Annotated in this window: 12 protein-coding genes; 7 read left to right on the forward strand and 5 right to left on the reverse strand. The window is 71.9% G+C overall.

The genetic code is table 11. The annotated features are described in order from the left end of the window. Window positions 1–159: 159 nt before the first annotated feature. The 4 genes from glgB to ACZ6RT_RS07045 form a co-directional block, all read right to left on the reverse strand. The gene (gene glgB / locus ACZ6RT_RS07030) at window positions 160–2,478 is read right to left on the reverse strand and encodes a 1,4-alpha-glucan branching protein GlgB (protein ID WP_470152519.1); all 2,319 of its coding nucleotides are present in this window, start codon (window positions 2,476–2,478) and stop codon (window positions 160–162) included. 288 nt (window positions 2,479–2,766) lie between these two features. Continuing rightward, a complete protein-coding gene (locus ACZ6RT_RS07035) occupies window positions 2,767–4,065 on the reverse strand; it encodes a copper amine oxidase (RefSeq protein ID WP_470152520.1) in 1,299 nt (432 codons plus the stop codon). Window positions 4,066–4,068: 3 nt separating this feature from the next. Next, window positions 4,069–4,740, reverse strand: a complete 672-nt coding sequence (locus ACZ6RT_RS07040) for a hypothetical protein (RefSeq protein WP_470152521.1) — start codon at window positions 4,738–4,740, stop codon at window positions 4,069–4,071. Window positions 4,741–4,946: 206 nt separating this feature from the next. Then, entirely contained in the window at window positions 4,947–5,438 is a 492-nt protein-coding gene (locus tag ACZ6RT_RS07045) for a GNAT family N-acetyltransferase (protein ID WP_470152522.1), read from the reverse strand. Window positions 5,439–6,165: 727 nt separating this feature from the next. Between ACZ6RT_RS07045 and ACZ6RT_RS07050 the strand changes: the two genes are divergently transcribed. From ACZ6RT_RS07050 to ACZ6RT_RS07075, 6 genes are all read left to right on the forward strand, one after another. Beyond that, complete coding sequence (locus tag ACZ6RT_RS07050) at window positions 6,166–7,407, forward strand: iron-containing redox enzyme family protein (protein WP_399186557.1); 1,242 nt, start codon at window positions 6,166–6,168, stop codon at window positions 7,405–7,407. After that, the gene (locus ACZ6RT_RS07055; RefSeq protein WP_344893906.1) at window positions 7,404–7,724 is read left to right on the forward strand and encodes a Rieske (2Fe-2S) protein; all 321 of its coding nucleotides are present in this window, start codon (window positions 7,404–7,406) and stop codon (window positions 7,722–7,724) included. Before ACZ6RT_RS07050 ends, ACZ6RT_RS07055 begins: the two co-directional genes overlap by 4 nt. A gap of 9 nt (window positions 7,725–7,733) precedes the next feature. After that, the gene (locus ACZ6RT_RS07060; protein ID WP_399186556.1) at window positions 7,734–8,867 is read left to right on the forward strand and encodes a 50S ribosomal protein L11 methyltransferase; all 1,134 of its coding nucleotides are present in this window, start codon (window positions 7,734–7,736) and stop codon (window positions 8,865–8,867) included. Window positions 8,868–8,935: 68 nt separating this feature from the next. Next, window positions 8,936–10,237: an APC family permease gene (locus ACZ6RT_RS07065; RefSeq protein WP_470152523.1), complete on the forward strand. Its 1,302-nt coding sequence runs from the start codon at window positions 8,936–8,938 to the stop codon at window positions 10,235–10,237. Window positions 10,238–10,424: 187 nt separating this feature from the next. Next, complete coding sequence (locus ACZ6RT_RS07070; RefSeq protein WP_399186554.1) at window positions 10,425–10,673, forward strand: hypothetical protein; 249 nt, start codon at window positions 10,425–10,427, stop codon at window positions 10,671–10,673. Then, complete coding sequence (locus tag ACZ6RT_RS07075; protein ID WP_470152524.1) at window positions 10,657–12,270, forward strand: glycoside hydrolase family 13 protein; 1,614 nt, start codon at window positions 10,657–10,659, stop codon at window positions 12,268–12,270. The genes ACZ6RT_RS07070 and ACZ6RT_RS07075 overlap by 17 nt, the downstream gene beginning before the upstream one ends. Here the strand turns inward: ACZ6RT_RS07075 and ACZ6RT_RS07080 are convergent. Then, window positions 12,260–13,438: a LacI family DNA-binding transcriptional regulator gene (locus ACZ6RT_RS07080; protein WP_470152525.1), complete on the reverse strand. Its 1,179-nt coding sequence runs from the start codon at window positions 13,436–13,438 to the stop codon at window positions 12,260–12,262. The two genes, ACZ6RT_RS07075 and ACZ6RT_RS07080, sit on opposite strands and share 11 nt — an antisense overlap. Before the next feature lie 159 nt (window positions 13,439–13,597). Here ACZ6RT_RS07080 and ACZ6RT_RS07085 point away from each other — a divergent pair, with 159 nt between their 5' ends. Continuing rightward, the gene (locus tag ACZ6RT_RS07085) at window positions 13,598–14,503 is read left to right on the forward strand and encodes a phytanoyl-CoA dioxygenase family protein (RefSeq protein WP_399186551.1); all 906 of its coding nucleotides are present in this window, start codon (window positions 13,598–13,600) and stop codon (window positions 14,501–14,503) included. Window positions 14,504–14,541: the final 38 nt, after the last annotated feature.

Consider the following 14,541-nt stretch of genomic DNA (forward strand, 5'->3'; position numbering starts at 1 on the left):
TGACGGTCCGTGAACAGGCCGGGGCGGGCACCGGCCCGGAGGACGTGCGCCCGGTACGGAGAAGGGGCGGGCGGGGGACGCGGACGGGCCGGTCGCACCGGGGTGCGACCGGCCCGGGGCCGTTCCCGCGGCATCCTTGCGGACGGGGAGAACCTCGGGTCAGGCGGGTCCGGCCGGCGGTCCGGTGACCGGCGCGGGCGCGGGGGCCGGTTCGGCCGCCGCCTCCAGCCGCTCCACGGCCATCTCCTGCTCCGTCCGCTCCAGGACCGTCCCCTGCTCCACGACCCCGGCGGTCTCGGCCGCGTCCTCCACGACGGCGGGCTCGGGCATCCCGGGGTGGCGCAGCCACAGGGCGCCCAGCGGCGGGACGCTCAGCGAGGCGGAGTACGGCAGGCCGTGACGCGGCTCCTCGACGGCCTCGACGCTGCCGAGGTTGCCCACGCCGCTGCCCGCGTAGTCGTAGGCGTCGGTGTTGAGCACCTCCTCCCACCGGCCGGGGAAGGGCAGCCCGAGGCGGTAGTCCCGGTGCGTCGCGCCGGAGAAGTTGGCCACGCAGGCCACCGCGGAGCCGTCCTCGGCGTACCGCAGGAAGGAGAACGTGTTGCCCAGCGCGTCGTCGGCGTCGATCCAGCGGAAACCCTCCGGGGAGGTGTCCAGGCTCCACAGTGCCGGGGACTCCCGGTAGACCCGGTTCAGGTCGCGGACCAGCCGCTGCACCCCCCGGTGCCCGTCGAAGTCCAGCACCCACCAGTCCAGGCCGCGCTCCTCGGACCACTCCGAGCCCTGGCCGAACTCGCACCCCATGAACAGCAGCTGCTTGCCCGGGTGCGCCCACATGAAGGCGTAGAGCGCGCGCAGGTTCGCGAACCGCTGCCACTCGTCACCGGACATCTTGCCGAGCAGCGACCCCTTGCCGTGCACCACCTCGTCGTGCGACAGCGGCAGCACGAAGTTCTCCGAGTACGCGTACATCAGCGAGAACGTCATCTGGTGGTGGTGGTACTGCCGGAAGACCGGCTCGTGCTTGAGGTAGGCCAGGGTGTCGTGCATCCAGCCCATGTTCCACTTGAACCCGAAGCCGAGCCCGCCCAGGTGGACCGGGCGGGAGACCCCCGGCCACGCGGTCGACTCCTCGGCGATGGTCACGATGCCCGGCGCCTCGCGGTAGGCGACCGCGTTCATCTCCTTGAGGAACGCCACGGCGTCGAGGTTCTCCCGGCCGCCGTACTCGTTGGGCGTCCACTCGCCCTCGCGCCGCGAGTAGTCCAGGTAGAGCATCGAGGCGACCGCGTCCACCCGCAGCCCGTCGACGTGGAACTCGCGCAGCCAGTACACCGCGTTGGCGACCAGGAAGTTGCGCACCTCCCGGCGGCCGAAGTCGAAGATGTAGGTGCCCCACTCCGGGTGCTCGCCGCGCGCCGGGTCGGCGTGCTCGTACAGCGGGGTGCCGTCGAACCGGGCCAGCGCCCAGTCGTCCATCGGGAAGTGCGCGGGCACCCAGTCGACCAGCACGCCGATGCCCGCGGCGTGCAGGCTGTCGACCAGGTGGCGGAAGTCGTCGGGGGAGCCGAACCGGGACGTCGGCGCGTAGTAGGACGTCACCTGGTAGCCCCAGGAGCCGCCGAACGGGTGCTCGGCCACCGGCATGAGCTCCACGTGGGTGAAGCCCATCTCCGTCACGTACTCGACGAGCTGGACGGCCAGCTCCCGGTACGACAGGCCCGGACGCCACGAGCCGAGGTGCACCTCGTAGACGCTCATCGGCTCGTGCGTCGCGCCGCCCGCGGCCCGGCGCCGCATCCACTCCTCGTCGTGCCAGTCGTACTCCGACCTCTCGATGATCGAGGCGGTCGCGGGCGGCAGCTCGGTGCGCCGGGCCATGGGGTCGGCCTTGGCGCGCCAGACCCCGTCGGCGCCCAGGATGCTGAACTTGTACCGGTCGCCGGGGCCCAGCCCGGGGACGAACAGCTCCCACACGCCCGACCTGCCGAGCGAGCGCATCGGGTACGCCACGCCGTCCCAGTGGTTGAAGTCGCCGATGACCCGGACGCCGCGGGCGTTGGGCGCCCACACCGCGAAGGCGGTGCCCTCGACGTCCTCGTGCCGGATGACCCGGGCGCCGAGGACCTCCCAGAGCCGCTCGTGCCGTCCCTCGCCGATGAGGTGCAGGTCCACCTCGCCCAGCGTGGGCCAGTGCCGGTAGGGGTCGAGGGCCTCGTACGGCTCGGCACCGGGGTAGGAGACCCGGAACCGGTAGTCGGGGACCTTGTCCAGGCCGGGGATCGTCACCGCGAACACGCCGTGGGCGACGTGCTCCATGTCGTGGGCCTCGCCGTCCACGAGCACCTGGACCTGCTGCGCCATCGGCCGCAGCGTCCGGACCGTCACGCCCTCGGGACCCGGATGGGACCCGAGGATCGAGTGCGGATCATGGTGCGCTCCGCCCGCGAGCCGGTCCAGGTCCAGGTGCGCGTTCATGCTTACTCCCGTAGATCGTTGGCCCCTACCTTGCCCTACTCGGGTGCTCCACCCATGCCCCTGTCCGCTATCACCATGCGCGTCGGGAAAACGTGCGGAGGAGAGTGAGGTGAAAGTCACGATGACGGGTCGTGCGGGGCCTGTCCCAGCACTTTCCGCCGACCGTATCCGATCATGGATCGACTCCGGGGAGGACGCTCCGGACGGGCGGAGCGGTCTGGGGACGGGTTTCGGCGGCGGCGCCGGGTGGAGCCCGGTCCCGGGCCTCGGGACCGGGGCAGCGGGGACTCAGTACGGGTTCTTGGCGGTGACGTCGCGCGGGGTGATGCGGAACCCCTGCCAGTGGCTCGGCATCGGGTCGGCGTCCTCGTCGCGCGGGACGTGGTGGAAGCCGACGTTGACCCACAGGACGGGGTCGGCGACCCGCTCCCCGTTGACGTAGCGGTCGACGGACCGGGCGCACCGCGGGGACGGGTTGACCGTCGCCAGCCGCTCGCAGGCGTGGTAGTCGGTGACGTAGAGGTCGGCCCGGGTGAAGGCCTCGTCCGCCGGGCCGCGGTACTGCGCGCTGTCGGAGTTGTTGATCTCCCAGGAGACGGGGTGCCGGTCGGCGTTGCGCACCTTGCGGTCCACCACCCGCCACCAGCGCATCGGCTTGCTCACCGTCGCGGTCTCGGTGGTGAACGCCGTCCGGGAGAGCCGCCGGTTCGCGGTGCCGGAACCGGTGAAGTCGTACTGCTCCACCACGTCGTCGGCCCGTCCCGCCACGTCGAAGTCCAGCCGCCAGAAGACGTTGTGCGTGTGACTGGCCTCGAACTTCGTCTCGCCCACCCCGATCGGCCAGCCGTACTCCGGCGTGGTGGTGAACCCGGCGAGGGACCCGGTGGCCCCCACCCGGGGGGTGATCGCGCCGTCGTCGGCGAAGGCCCACTCGGCGAGGTAGGTGTACCAGCCGACCTGGAAGGCGGCGAACACCACCAGCTCACGGCCCTGGGCCGTCACGTTCAGCCGGTCGGGGACCGCCTTGAGGTGCGCGTGGCCGCGGGCCCGGGTCGTCACGCAGACGAACTGCTCGCGGCGCTCGCCGAGCGGGCAGTCGGCGGCCCGCAGCGGGACGGCGGTGTGCCCCAGCGACCCGATGTCGTGGTAGCGCGGGCGGCCCCGGTCGTACGGGACGTGGATCTGGGCCAGCGAGGTGCTGCGCAGCACGGTGAGCGCCCGCTGGCCCCGGGGGGTGTAGACGATCCTGCTCAGGGTCAGCCCCTCGACGTTGCGCATCTCCCAGCACAGCTGCCAGCGCGCCCCGTTGGGCAGGGTCTTGTCGATCCGGTACGGCGCGTTGCACGGCGCCGCGGGAGGCGGGGTGGGCACCGCCCCCGCGGGGGCGGCCATCGGAGGCCGGCCGGACGCGACGGCCGATCCCGGCGGCCCGGCGGTCGTGGCCGCCGCGGTGGCCGATCCCGGTGGCCCGGTGGTCGCGGTGGCCGCGGTGGCCGCGGTGGCCGCGGCGGTCGCCTCCGACGGCGCGGCCGGTGCGGTGAGGACCCCGGCGAGCAGGGCGCAGGACAGCAGGAAGCGCAGGGACACCGGTCACCACTCCAGGGTGTGGATCTTCTTGGCGGACAGGTCGACGACGATCCGGCTGGTGTCCAGCCAGGTGCCGTCGGGCAGCCGGACGAACAGCCGCAGGCACCGGTGGGTCTCGCACTCGCGCGCGGACCCGCTCTCGCCGGACGGGGTGAAGATCAGCCCGCGCAGCCCCAGGGCCGTCGCGGACCGCAGCGGACCGCCCCCGGCCTTGGCGTACGCCTCGCGCAGCCCCCTGGCGTACTCCCGGTCTCCCAGCAGGAGCCCGGCCGCGGTGTTCTCCTCCTCCTTGGACGGCGGCGGCTGCACCCCCCGCGCCACGGTCTCCCGCACGACCGTGCCCCGGCCGAGGTCCACGGTCCGCACGATGAGCCGGTCGCCGCCGTAGTCGTACAGGTAGGCGTCGGCGCGGCGGTGGCCCGCGGAGTCCTTGTCGTCGTCGCGCTCCACGTAGAGCAGCTTGGTCCGGCCCGCGGCCAGGTGCGACCGGGAGCCCGCCGACGCGATCGCGCCGGCCCGCGCCACCTCCTGCCCGGTCAGCGGGTCCTCCAGCGCCGGCAGGCGCGCGGAGGAACCGGCGGCCCGCGACCCCTGTTCGCCCGAGGCGAGCAGCATCGCCCCGGCGGCGGCGACCACCCCCGCCCCGGCGGCCATGACGATCAGCCTTCGTCCCATCAGCGCCCCTTTACTCACCGTTGACATTCCCTTGCGAAGGGTAGCGATCGAGGAAAGTCGGGACGGCTTGAAAGGGGTATTGCGCCATTGGTCGCTGTAGTCGGCGTTTGCGCACTCGATCCGCTTCCGTGGTACGCCGCACGCTTTCGCGGCATACCGCGAGACCTTCACGACATGTCAGGAAGCTTCCGGCGGGTCGGGCGGTTCTACGGCATGCCGGGGAGCAGGTCCCACTCCTCCCAGGAGACGTCCCGGCCCGGCCAGCGGACCGAGGTGTACGGCCAGGAGCCGGCGAGCCAGGCGCGGACCGCGACCTCCAGTTCCTCCTCCAGGCCGGTGCCCTCCTCGTCGGCCCGCACCCAGAACGACACGTCGGCGTCGGCCCCGCGCTTCTCCGGCGGCTCGACGTAGACGCACCCGAGCAGGCGCGACCCGTCGGGGCTCGTCACCGCGTAGTTGAACGACCTGCGCAGCAGGGCCTCCTTCTGGTGCCAGGCCAGGTCGATCAGGTTCTCCTCCAGCGTCATGCCGTCGAGCGGCCAGCCGCCTCCCAGGGGGAAGCGCTCCCGCAGCCGGGCGGCGCTGCTCATCACGGCGTCGAAGTCGCGTACGGCGTCGTGCACCGTGATGGGCCGGATGTGGAACCGCCGGTGCCGGACGCCCGGGGGGATCTCGTGGGTTCTCGGTAGGAACGACATGCGGGCAGCCTGTCGCGCCGGCCTTGGCACCGGCTGAACCAGCGCTTGGCGAAGGCCGGCGGCAGGACCGAAAACAGAGACCGAACATGATTCGGTCATCTTTTTCCTCAATCTTCGGATGTCCGCTAATCGCATTCGTCCCCGTGATTACGTTGTCGCGCCGTGATGGAAGGGCGCCGGACGGTGAAACTCCGCGCATCGACCGCAGGTCGGAGGGGTGAGTTGACGCCCATCCGGATGCCGCGCTTTCCGGAGACGGGAAGAGGGTGTATTTCCCGTGACCGGCGGCCTGCGCCACGTGGAAATTTGTGCGTCCCCTCCCGCTCCGGAACCACCATCTCCACAGGGACGAGCGATGGCAGAAGAATCTCCGTATGACCGGCTTGCCCCGATTGGAGCGCTGTATTAGCATCTGCGATGCAAAGCGCGGGGAAGTGAAGAGATAGAGGGTACAGGGAAGCAGAACACGGGGTCGTCTCAGTCCGATACAACGCAGTCCGATCTCGACGCAGGCTGGACGTACCCTTTTCACAGGTGACCTCCGACCTGCGGTCGACCATGCTCCAGAAACTGTTCTTCTCTCGTGGAAGGCGCTCTTGACATGACGTTCGTAGGACCACTCCAGGAGCCTGTTTCCGTCGGGGAATCGGTGTCGGAACTGACCGCCGCATCGAGTTACCGGCCGACCGGGAATCCCTATGTGAACGACACCCCCTATCACCGTCCAATGGACGCGGAACGGCTCTCCAGGATCAAGTGGGATCAGCCGTTGTCGGAAGAGGGTCTGCTTTCCGATGAAAGCCTGGTCGTCAACCGGCTGCTGATGAACATTTACGAGAGCGACGCGCTCTTCCTGCCGTCCTCGGGACTCGCCGGAAAAGAGAAACAGTTCGAGGAATTCTACGGGCGGAAGGCGCGGCTCCATTCCGACATCGTGCGGCCGGTCGCCGAGTCCTATGTGTTCGACTCCCTCGGGTCGGACGTCCGAATAAACGGACGCTGGGACTGCGACGCCTTGGAGGCGCACGTCCTGGCCGCCATCGACGAGGCGGTGAACGACGACCGCCCGGCGCTGCGCGCGATCGAGCAGGCGGCGGACCCGCGGCGGGCGGCCGAGATGATGATCGCGCAAATGGCGCTCGACGGCCTCACCGAGGCGACCGCGATGTCTCAGAATCTGGGCGGCGCGTACGGGCCGGAGCAGAGCGAGGTCTTCAAGATATTCATCGACGAATTCGGGTACGGCGTCTTCGACGCGAAGCACAGCACCCTGTTCGTCGAGCTGTGCCGCAGCGTGGGAATGAGCGCCGAACCGCACCACTACTGGTTCTCCTACCTGCCCAGCTGGATGGCCGGGAACAACTACTTCTACAAGGTCACCAAGAACCGGTCGGAGTTCTTCCGCTACATCGGCGGCATGGCCTTCCTGGAGGCGACGTTCGCGCCGTCCTTCGCCGCCATGACGAAGACGTTCCGCGCGGTCTACGGCGACGGGATCGACACCCGCTACTTCGACGAGCACGCCCACATCGACCAGCACCACGGCCGGATGGCGGTGAACGACCTCCTGCTGCCGCTCGCCCGCAAGCACGGCGACCACGCCATCCGCGAGCTGCTGCGCGGCATCGAGGACGTCCGCGCCCTGGGCAGGCTCAACGACGCGGACCTGGTCGGGCAGCTCACCTGGCGGCCGGAGGCCGTCACCGCGGACACGGGCTCCCGCGAGGACCGGGACGACCCGCGCGAGATCGACTCCGGCACGCCGTTCGAGACGATGGTCAGCGACCACGACATGACCGTCTCGGTGCTGGCCGGTACCGCCGAGCTGCACTGGAGCGCCACCGGGGGGCCGCTGGAGGTCACCGCGGGCCAGGCGGTGCGCGTCCCCAGGGGGCGGCTGTACGGCCTGCGGTCCGAGGGGGGCGCCACGCTCGCCTTCACCCGGTCGGCCACGCGGGCCGGCTCGTGAGCGCTCGCGTCCGGGTGGAACTGGAGTGGCCCAGGCACAACGCCGTGCGCGCCGGTGACGAGACGTACTTCTTCCTGGAGCGTTCCGGTTCCGTCCACCTGATCCACAGCCGCTGCCCGCACCGCGGCGGCCCGCTCCACCTCGGTGAGATCGAGGACGAACGGCTGCGGTGCCCCTGGCACGGCAGCACCTTTCGCGTCGACCGCCTCTGCGACCGCGCCGTCCCCACGATCCAGCGCGGTTCCAGCGTCGTCGCCTACCTGCCGGCCGGTCTCGGCGAGGCGGTCCCGGTACACCAGATGGTCTTCGCGAGCTAGGGGCGATTCATGACACCCATCATCAAGAACGTCGAGGGCTCACCGAAGGGCCCGGAGCCCGCGGCCGAGTCGCTCTTCTGGTCCGAGGTCGCCGGTGCCGAGGCCCTGCTGAAGCACGGCATGGACGCGATGAACCGGCGCGACTACACCACCGCCGCCAACCTGTTCGCGGGGGCGGGAGGGGCACAGCCCGGGTACGGCCCGGCGAACCTCCTGTTCAACCGCGCGGTGCGCCAGCTCGTGCCGCGCTGGCACTTCGCGATGCTCAACGACCAGGCCCGCAACGAGGCCTACCGCAAGGCCATCTCCGCCGTGGTGCGCCCCGGTGACCTGGTGCTGGACATCGGGACCGGGGCCGGGCTGCTGTCGCTGCTGGCCGTCGAGGCCGGTGCCGGGATGGTGGTCACCTGCGAGATGGAGCCGGTCATCGCCGCGATCGCCCGGCGGACCATGGTCGTGAACGGCGTGGACTCCCGGGTGAAGGTCGTGGAGGCGAAGTCGACCGATCTGCGGGTGGGCGTCGACCTCCCCCGCAGGGCGGACGTGCTGCTCACCGAGATCTTCGACTGCGCGCTGCTCGGCGAGGGCGCGCTGCCGAGCCTGGAGCACGCCCGCCGGGAGCTGCTGCGCCCGGACGCCGTCGTCGCGCCGCAGGGCGCCCGGCTGTGGGGCCGGCTCGTCGAGAGCGAGGAGCTGTTCGCCCGCAACCACGTGGGCAACGTCTACGACTTCGACATGACGCTCTTCCAGCAGTTCAGGTCGATGGAGTACTTCTCGACGTACCTGACCGGTTACCGGCACCGGCTGCTCGGCGACCCGTTCCCGCTGTTCGACTTCGACTTCCGTACCGGGGAGTGCGAGCGGGAGCGTGTCGTGCCGGCGCCGGTGACGGCCGACGGCACCTGCCACGCGATCGTCATGTGGTTCGAGCTCGACCTGGCCGAGGGCATCACCCTGTCCAACGGTCCCGAGGACCACGGGACGCACTGGCGGCAGGCGGTGCAGACCTTCGAGCGGCCCCTGCCCTGCCGCGCCGGCGAGCCGCTGCGGCTGCTCGCGTCCCACGACGACGACCGGGTGCTGGTGCGGCCCGGACCCCTCGGTGCCGCCCCGGGCGGCGAGTCCGTTTCCGGACACAGGTAGCCGACAACCCCCGAGGATGGGCGGGCGTCCACCGTCGTCCCCGTACTTCCGCCCATATTGAGGAGAAGATGAGTACCACGGCTGATTCATCCAAGGAACTGCACAAGACCCTGACGATCAGCCGGGGCGTCGGCCTGGCGGTCAGCATGATCGTCGGCAGTGGGCTGCTGGTGCTCCCGGGACTCGCCTACGCCTCCGTCGGATCCGCGGCGGTCTTCGCCTGGGTCGCGGCGGCGATCATGGTGATCCCCCTGCTGCTGGTCTTCTCGAAGCTCGGCTCGCGCTACCCCAGCGCGGGCGGGGTGATCGGCTTCATGCAGGCCGCCTTCGGAAGGCGCGTCGCCTCGCCCGTCGCCTACGTGCTGCTCGGCGCCACGGCCTGCGGCGGGGCGGCGATGGCGATCACCGGGGGCAACTACACGGCCGTGCTGCTCGGCATGCCCGACGCCGTCTTCCCGGCGACGCTGGCCTACCTGGCGGTGGTGGCCGTGCTGAACGCCCTGGGGTCGCGGCTGGCGGGCGGGGTCCAGACGGTCGTCACCGCGCTGCTGGTGCTGCTCATCGCGGTCGTCGCGGCCGTGCCGTTCGTCACCCCCGGTTTCGAGATGCAGGGCTCGGTGTCGCTGCCGGTGAACTGGCTCGACCTGCTCCCCGCGGTCGGGCTGGTCTTCTTCGCCTTCACCGGCTGGGAACTGGTCGCCTCGACCACGGAGGAGTACCACAACCCCCGGCGCGACCTGCCGCTGGTGCTGGCCGCCTCCTTCGTCGTCATCGTGGTCCTGTACGTCGGCATCGCCACCGCCGTGCAGGTGTCGCTGGACCCGAACGACCCGATGGTCCGGCAGGCGCCGGTGGCGGCGGTCCTGAAGCAGGTCTTCGGTGCCGCGGCCGGGACCGCGGCCGCGGTGCTGGGCGCCCTGATCGTCTTCGCGACGCTGATGGGCGGCACCTGGGCCACCTCGCGGATCATCTTCGCCACCGCCCGGGAGCGCCTGCTGCCCGCGCGGCTGACCGTGTGCAACAGGGTCAACGGCGCCCCCGTCGCGGCCATCGTGGTCGCCGTGCTGATGTTCGGCACGGTCGTGGTGCTGCACGGCGTCGAGGTGCTCACGCTGGACCAGGTCTTCCGGCTGTCGGCGGTGAACTTCATCATCGGCTACGCCATGTCGGCCCTGGCCTACGGCACCCTGTTCCGGGGGCCCAGGAACTGGCTGCTGGTGGTGCTGGCGTGCGCCCCGGTGGTGGTGCTGCTGATCGGCTTCGGCTGGATGCTGCTCTACCCCCTCGGGCTGCTGATCGCGGGCTCGGTGGTGCACGTGCTGACCGCCGAGAAGGACCCGGTGCCGGTGGCGGCGCCCCCGGCCGACTGAGCCGGTTCCGGTGTACCGCACGGCCTGCCGGGTAGCACCGGACCGGGTCCACCGGTCCGGTGCCACCCCGGACCGCGCGTCCGCCCCCGTCTGGGCACACGCTCCCGGCGGGGCACCGTGCGGTGACCGCGGTGACCGCGGACCGGGCGGGCGGAGTGGGCACACGGACGGAAGAGGGATGACAGCCATGGCACTGGTCGATCGGGACGACGTCCGCGAGCTGCTGGGGTCGCCGGACCCCGACGCGACGCTGGTCTACGTCGAAGGCGCCTGCCGGGTCGTCCCGGCGGACCGGGTCGAGGGACTGAGCGTCGTCAGCCGCCGCGAACTGCAGGAGCAGCTCGGCGAGGACGCGGCGGGCGGCGGGCTGAGCGACGAGCGGCTCGACGAGCTGGCGCACCGGCTGGACACCGTGGTCCGTGAGCTCGGTGGCTGACCGGCCGCCGGCCGGGCGGGACCCGTGGTGGCGTACCGCCGCCATCTACCAGATCTACCTGCGCAGCTTCGCCGACGGCGACGGCGACGGCGTGGGGGACCTGGCGGGGCTGCGCGACCGCCTGCCCTACCTGGCGGAGCTCGGCGTGGACGCCCTGTGGATCACCCCGTGGTACCCGTCGCCGATGGTCGACGGCGGCTACGACGTGGCCGACCACCGCGACATCGACCCGGTCTTCGGCACGCTCGCCGAGGCCGGGAGCCTGATCGAGGAGGCCCACGCGCTGGGCGTCCGGATCGTCATCGACATCGTGCCCAACCACTGCTCCGACCGGCACCCCTGGTTCCAGGAGGCGCTCGCGGCCGGGCCGGGGTCGCCCGCGCGCGAGCGCTTCTGGTTCCACGCCGGTGACGAGCCGCCGAACGACTGGCCCGCGGCGTTCGGCGGGCGCGCGTGGACCCGGGTGCCGGACGGCGAGTGGTACCTGCACCTGTACGCGCCCGAGCAGCCCGACCTCAACTGGAACCACCCGGACGTGCACGCGGACTTCGAGCGCACCCTGCGCTTCTGGCTCGACCGCGGGGTGGACGGCTTCCGCATCGACGTCGCCCCCGCCCTGGTCAAGGCAGAAGGGCTGCCGGACCTGGCCGGCTACCCGGGGCACGTGCCCTGGAAGGACCAGGAGGCGGTGCACGAGATCTACCGCACCTGGCGGGCCGTGGCCGACTCCTACCCCGGCGAGCGGATCTTCGTGGGGGAGATCTGGCTGCCCGACCAGGCGCGCATCGCGCGCTACCTGCGCCCGGACGAGCTGCACACGGCCTTCAACTTCGCCATGCTCACCTGCGCCTGGGACGCGGGAGACCTGCGCGAGGTGATCGACACGACGCTGGCCGAGCACGCCAAGGTGGGCGCCCCGCCGACCTGGGTGCTGTCCAACCACGACGTCCCCCGGCTCGTCACCCGCTACGGGCGGGCGGACACCACCTTCGGCCCGCACTACTTCTCCGACGTGCACGGCTCGCCCGCCGACCTCGAACTCGGCACCCGGCGCGCCAGGGCCGCCGCGCTGCTGAGCACCGCCCTGCCCGGCGGCGTGTACGTCTACCAGGGCGAGGAGCTCGGCCTGCCCGGCGTCGAGGACCTGCCCGCGGAGGTGCTGCGGGACCCGACCTGGGTCCGCTCCGGTCACACGGTCAAGGGCCGCGACGGCTCCCGGGTGCCGCTGCCGTGGTCGGGCCCGGAGCCGCCGTTCGGGTTCGGCACGGGTGAGCCCTGGCTGCCGCAACCGGCCGGATGGGCCGCGCACACCGTCGAGGCGCAGACCGGCGACCCGGACTCGACGCTCGCCCTCTACCGCGCCGCCCTGCGCGCCCGGCGCACCGTCACCGGCGACCTGACCTGGCTGGACACCGGTGACGTGGGCGAGGTCGCGCCGGACGTGCTGGCCTTCTCCAGGGACGCGGGCTTCACCTGCATGATCAACCTCTCCGGCGACGCGGTGCCGCTGCCGCCGTACGAGAGCGTCGTGCTGGCGAGCGGCCCGCTGGAGGGCGGGCGGCTGCCGCCCGACACCGGGGTGTGGCTCATCCGCTGAGCACGCTCCCGGCGGAGCGCCCGGCGGTGCTCTCGCGGATCACCAGCCGGTGCGCGGTCACGATCCTGCGCGCCGGCGGACGGGTGGGCGCCACGGCCGGGTCCGCTGGCTCCGCGGGCTCCGCGGTGCCGGCGGGATCCGGCGCGGCCGGCTCCCCGGTGCCGGGATCCGCGGGCTCCGGTACGGCGGGGGCGGCGGCCGTCCGGTCGAGGCGGTTCGTGCCGGGGACCGGTGGCTTCAGCAGCCGGTCGACCAGGCAGGCGACGGCCCTTTTTGCGATCTCCGCCTTGTCCGGGGCCACGGTGGTCAGCGACGGGGTGGCGTACCGCCCGTCCTCGATGTCGTCGAACCCGCACACCGCCAGGTCCCCCGGCACGGCCAGGCCGCGTTCCAGCGCCACCCGCATCGCCCCCAGGGCGAGCTGGTCGCTGAAGCAGACGATCGCGTCCGGGGCGTGCCCCTCGTCCAGCAGCCACCGCATGGCCCGTGCCCCGTCGGCCCGGTGCAGGGCGTCCACCGCCACCTCCAGGGCGGGGTCGTGAGGCGCGCCGGCGTCGCGCAACGCCTGGCGGTACCCCGTCACCCGCTGCCGCGCCGTGCCGTTGGCCAGGTGCGGCTGCACGCCGATCGCCGCGATTCGGCGGCGGCCCAGATCGATCAGGTGCCGGGTCGCCTCGGCGGAGGCGGCCACCGAGTCCACGCTCACGTGGTCGATCAGCCCCGCGGCGTCCTGCTCGCCGAGCAGGACCAGCGGCACGGCGTCGGCACGCCGCCGCAGGTCGGCCGGGGACAGGCCCCAGGGGCTCATGATCAGGCCGTCGATCATCTGCCCCGGCATGCCCTCGAGCAGCCGGCGCTCGCGGTCGGGGTCGCCGTCGGTCTGGTCGACCAGCAGCGTCCAGGAGTGCTCCTGCGCCTCCTGCACCAGCAGGGACGCCAGCTCCCCGAAGTAGGGCGAGTCGATCTCCGGTATGACCAGCCCGATGAGCCCGGACCGGCCGCCGCGCAGCCGCCGCGCCGCCGCGTTCGGGCGGTAGCTCAGCTCCTCCAGGGCCTTCTGCACGCGCCGCCGCGTCTCGGGGGCGACCAGCGGGAAGTCGTTGACGACGTTGGACACCGTCCGCACGGAGACCCCGGCCCGTGCCGCCACGTCCTTGAGACCGGCCACCGGCCCTCCTCACATCCGCCTCGTCCGCCCGGGACCGGCCCGGCGGGCCGCGCGTAGCGGCACCCGGGCACCGATCATCGATCCTATTCTGCCACCGACACTTGCAACGTTGCATGCCACGATGCAATATAGAAGGATCCGGCAGATGAGGAGAGTGCCATGACCGACACGACACATCGCGCGACGGCCCCGGAGGCCGCCGGAGAAGCCCCCGCGGGTCCCGTACGGGCGGGCTGGAAGAACGCGCACATGGACGAGGCGGGCACGGCCCAGGCCGTCGAGGACCTGTACCGCGACGGGATCACGGCCCGTCAGGGCGCCTTCGAGGCCGCATGGGTGGACCAGGTGGCCGAGGACATCGACATCGCCTTCAAGGACGCGCTCACCCGCGAGGGCGGCGCGGTGGGCCGCGGCCCGAACCGCTTCTACGTCGAGATCCACCCCGAGCAGATGCGCGGTTTCGTCGACCTGGTCACGCACCCGTGGGTCGTCGCGGTCTGCACGGCCGTGCTCGGTCCCCGGTACGAGATCGTCGAGCTGGGCTTCGACGTGCCGCTGGCCGGGGCGGTCGACCAGCCCTGGCACCGCGACTTCCCGATGCCCGAGGAGACCCGGGCGAACCGCAGGCTCACCTCGCTGGCGTTCAACCTCACGGCCGTGGACACCGAGCCCGACATGGGCCCCTTCGAGATCGCCCCGGGCACCCAGTGGGACGACGAGCCGTCGTTCGACCACGGCATGTTCCCGCCCCGGGACACCTGGTCGCGCTACGTCGAGCGCGCGGTGCGCAAGTACCCGAGGCGCGGCGACATCTCGGCCCGCTCGGCCCTGACGATCCACCGGGGCACGGTCAACCGCTCGCAGAAGTCCCGGCCGGTGCTCGTCCTGGGCGTCGACGCCCCCGGCGCGGGCAACGCCGCGCACCACGACATGGCGGTCACCCACGGATACCGGGAGAGCCTGCCGGCCCAGGTGCGCGACCACCTGCCCTGCCCCGCGGTGGACGAGCTGCGGCCGATCGTGCAGAAGCACACGATCGAGGGCCTGGTGATGGGGGAGGCGTGAGCCTTCGCGGTGCCCGCCTTCGCGGTCGCGGCCCTGGT

The sequence above is a fragment of the Streptosporangium sp. NPDC050148 genome, assembly GCF_055586505.1.

Coding starts and splice junctions, on each gene's coding strand:
- glgB (WP_470152519.1), bottom strand. CDS start 2,478: ATGAACGCGCACCTGGACCTGGACCGGCTCGCGGGCGGAGCGCACCAT.
- ACZ6RT_RS07040 (WP_470152521.1), bottom strand. CDS start 4,740: ATGGGACGAAGGCTGATCGTCATGGCCGCCGGGGCGGGGGTGGTCGCC.
- ACZ6RT_RS07045 (WP_470152522.1), bottom strand. CDS start 5,438: ATGTCGTTCCTACCGAGAACCCACGAGATCCCCCCGGGCGTCCGGCAC.
- ACZ6RT_RS07050 (WP_399186557.1), top strand. CDS start 6,166: ATGGACGCGGAACGGCTCTCCAGGATCAAGTGGGATCAGCCGTTGTCG.
- ACZ6RT_RS07060 (WP_399186556.1), top strand. CDS start 7,734: ATGACACCCATCATCAAGAACGTCGAGGGCTCACCGAAGGGCCCGGAG.
- ACZ6RT_RS07065 (WP_470152523.1), top strand. CDS start 8,936: ATGAGTACCACGGCTGATTCATCCAAGGAACTGCACAAGACCCTGACG.
- ACZ6RT_RS07070 (WP_399186554.1), top strand. CDS start 10,425: ATGGCACTGGTCGATCGGGACGACGTCCGCGAGCTGCTGGGGTCGCCG.
- ACZ6RT_RS07085 (WP_399186551.1), top strand. CDS start 13,598: ATGACCGACACGACACATCGCGCGACGGCCCCGGAGGCCGCCGGAGAA.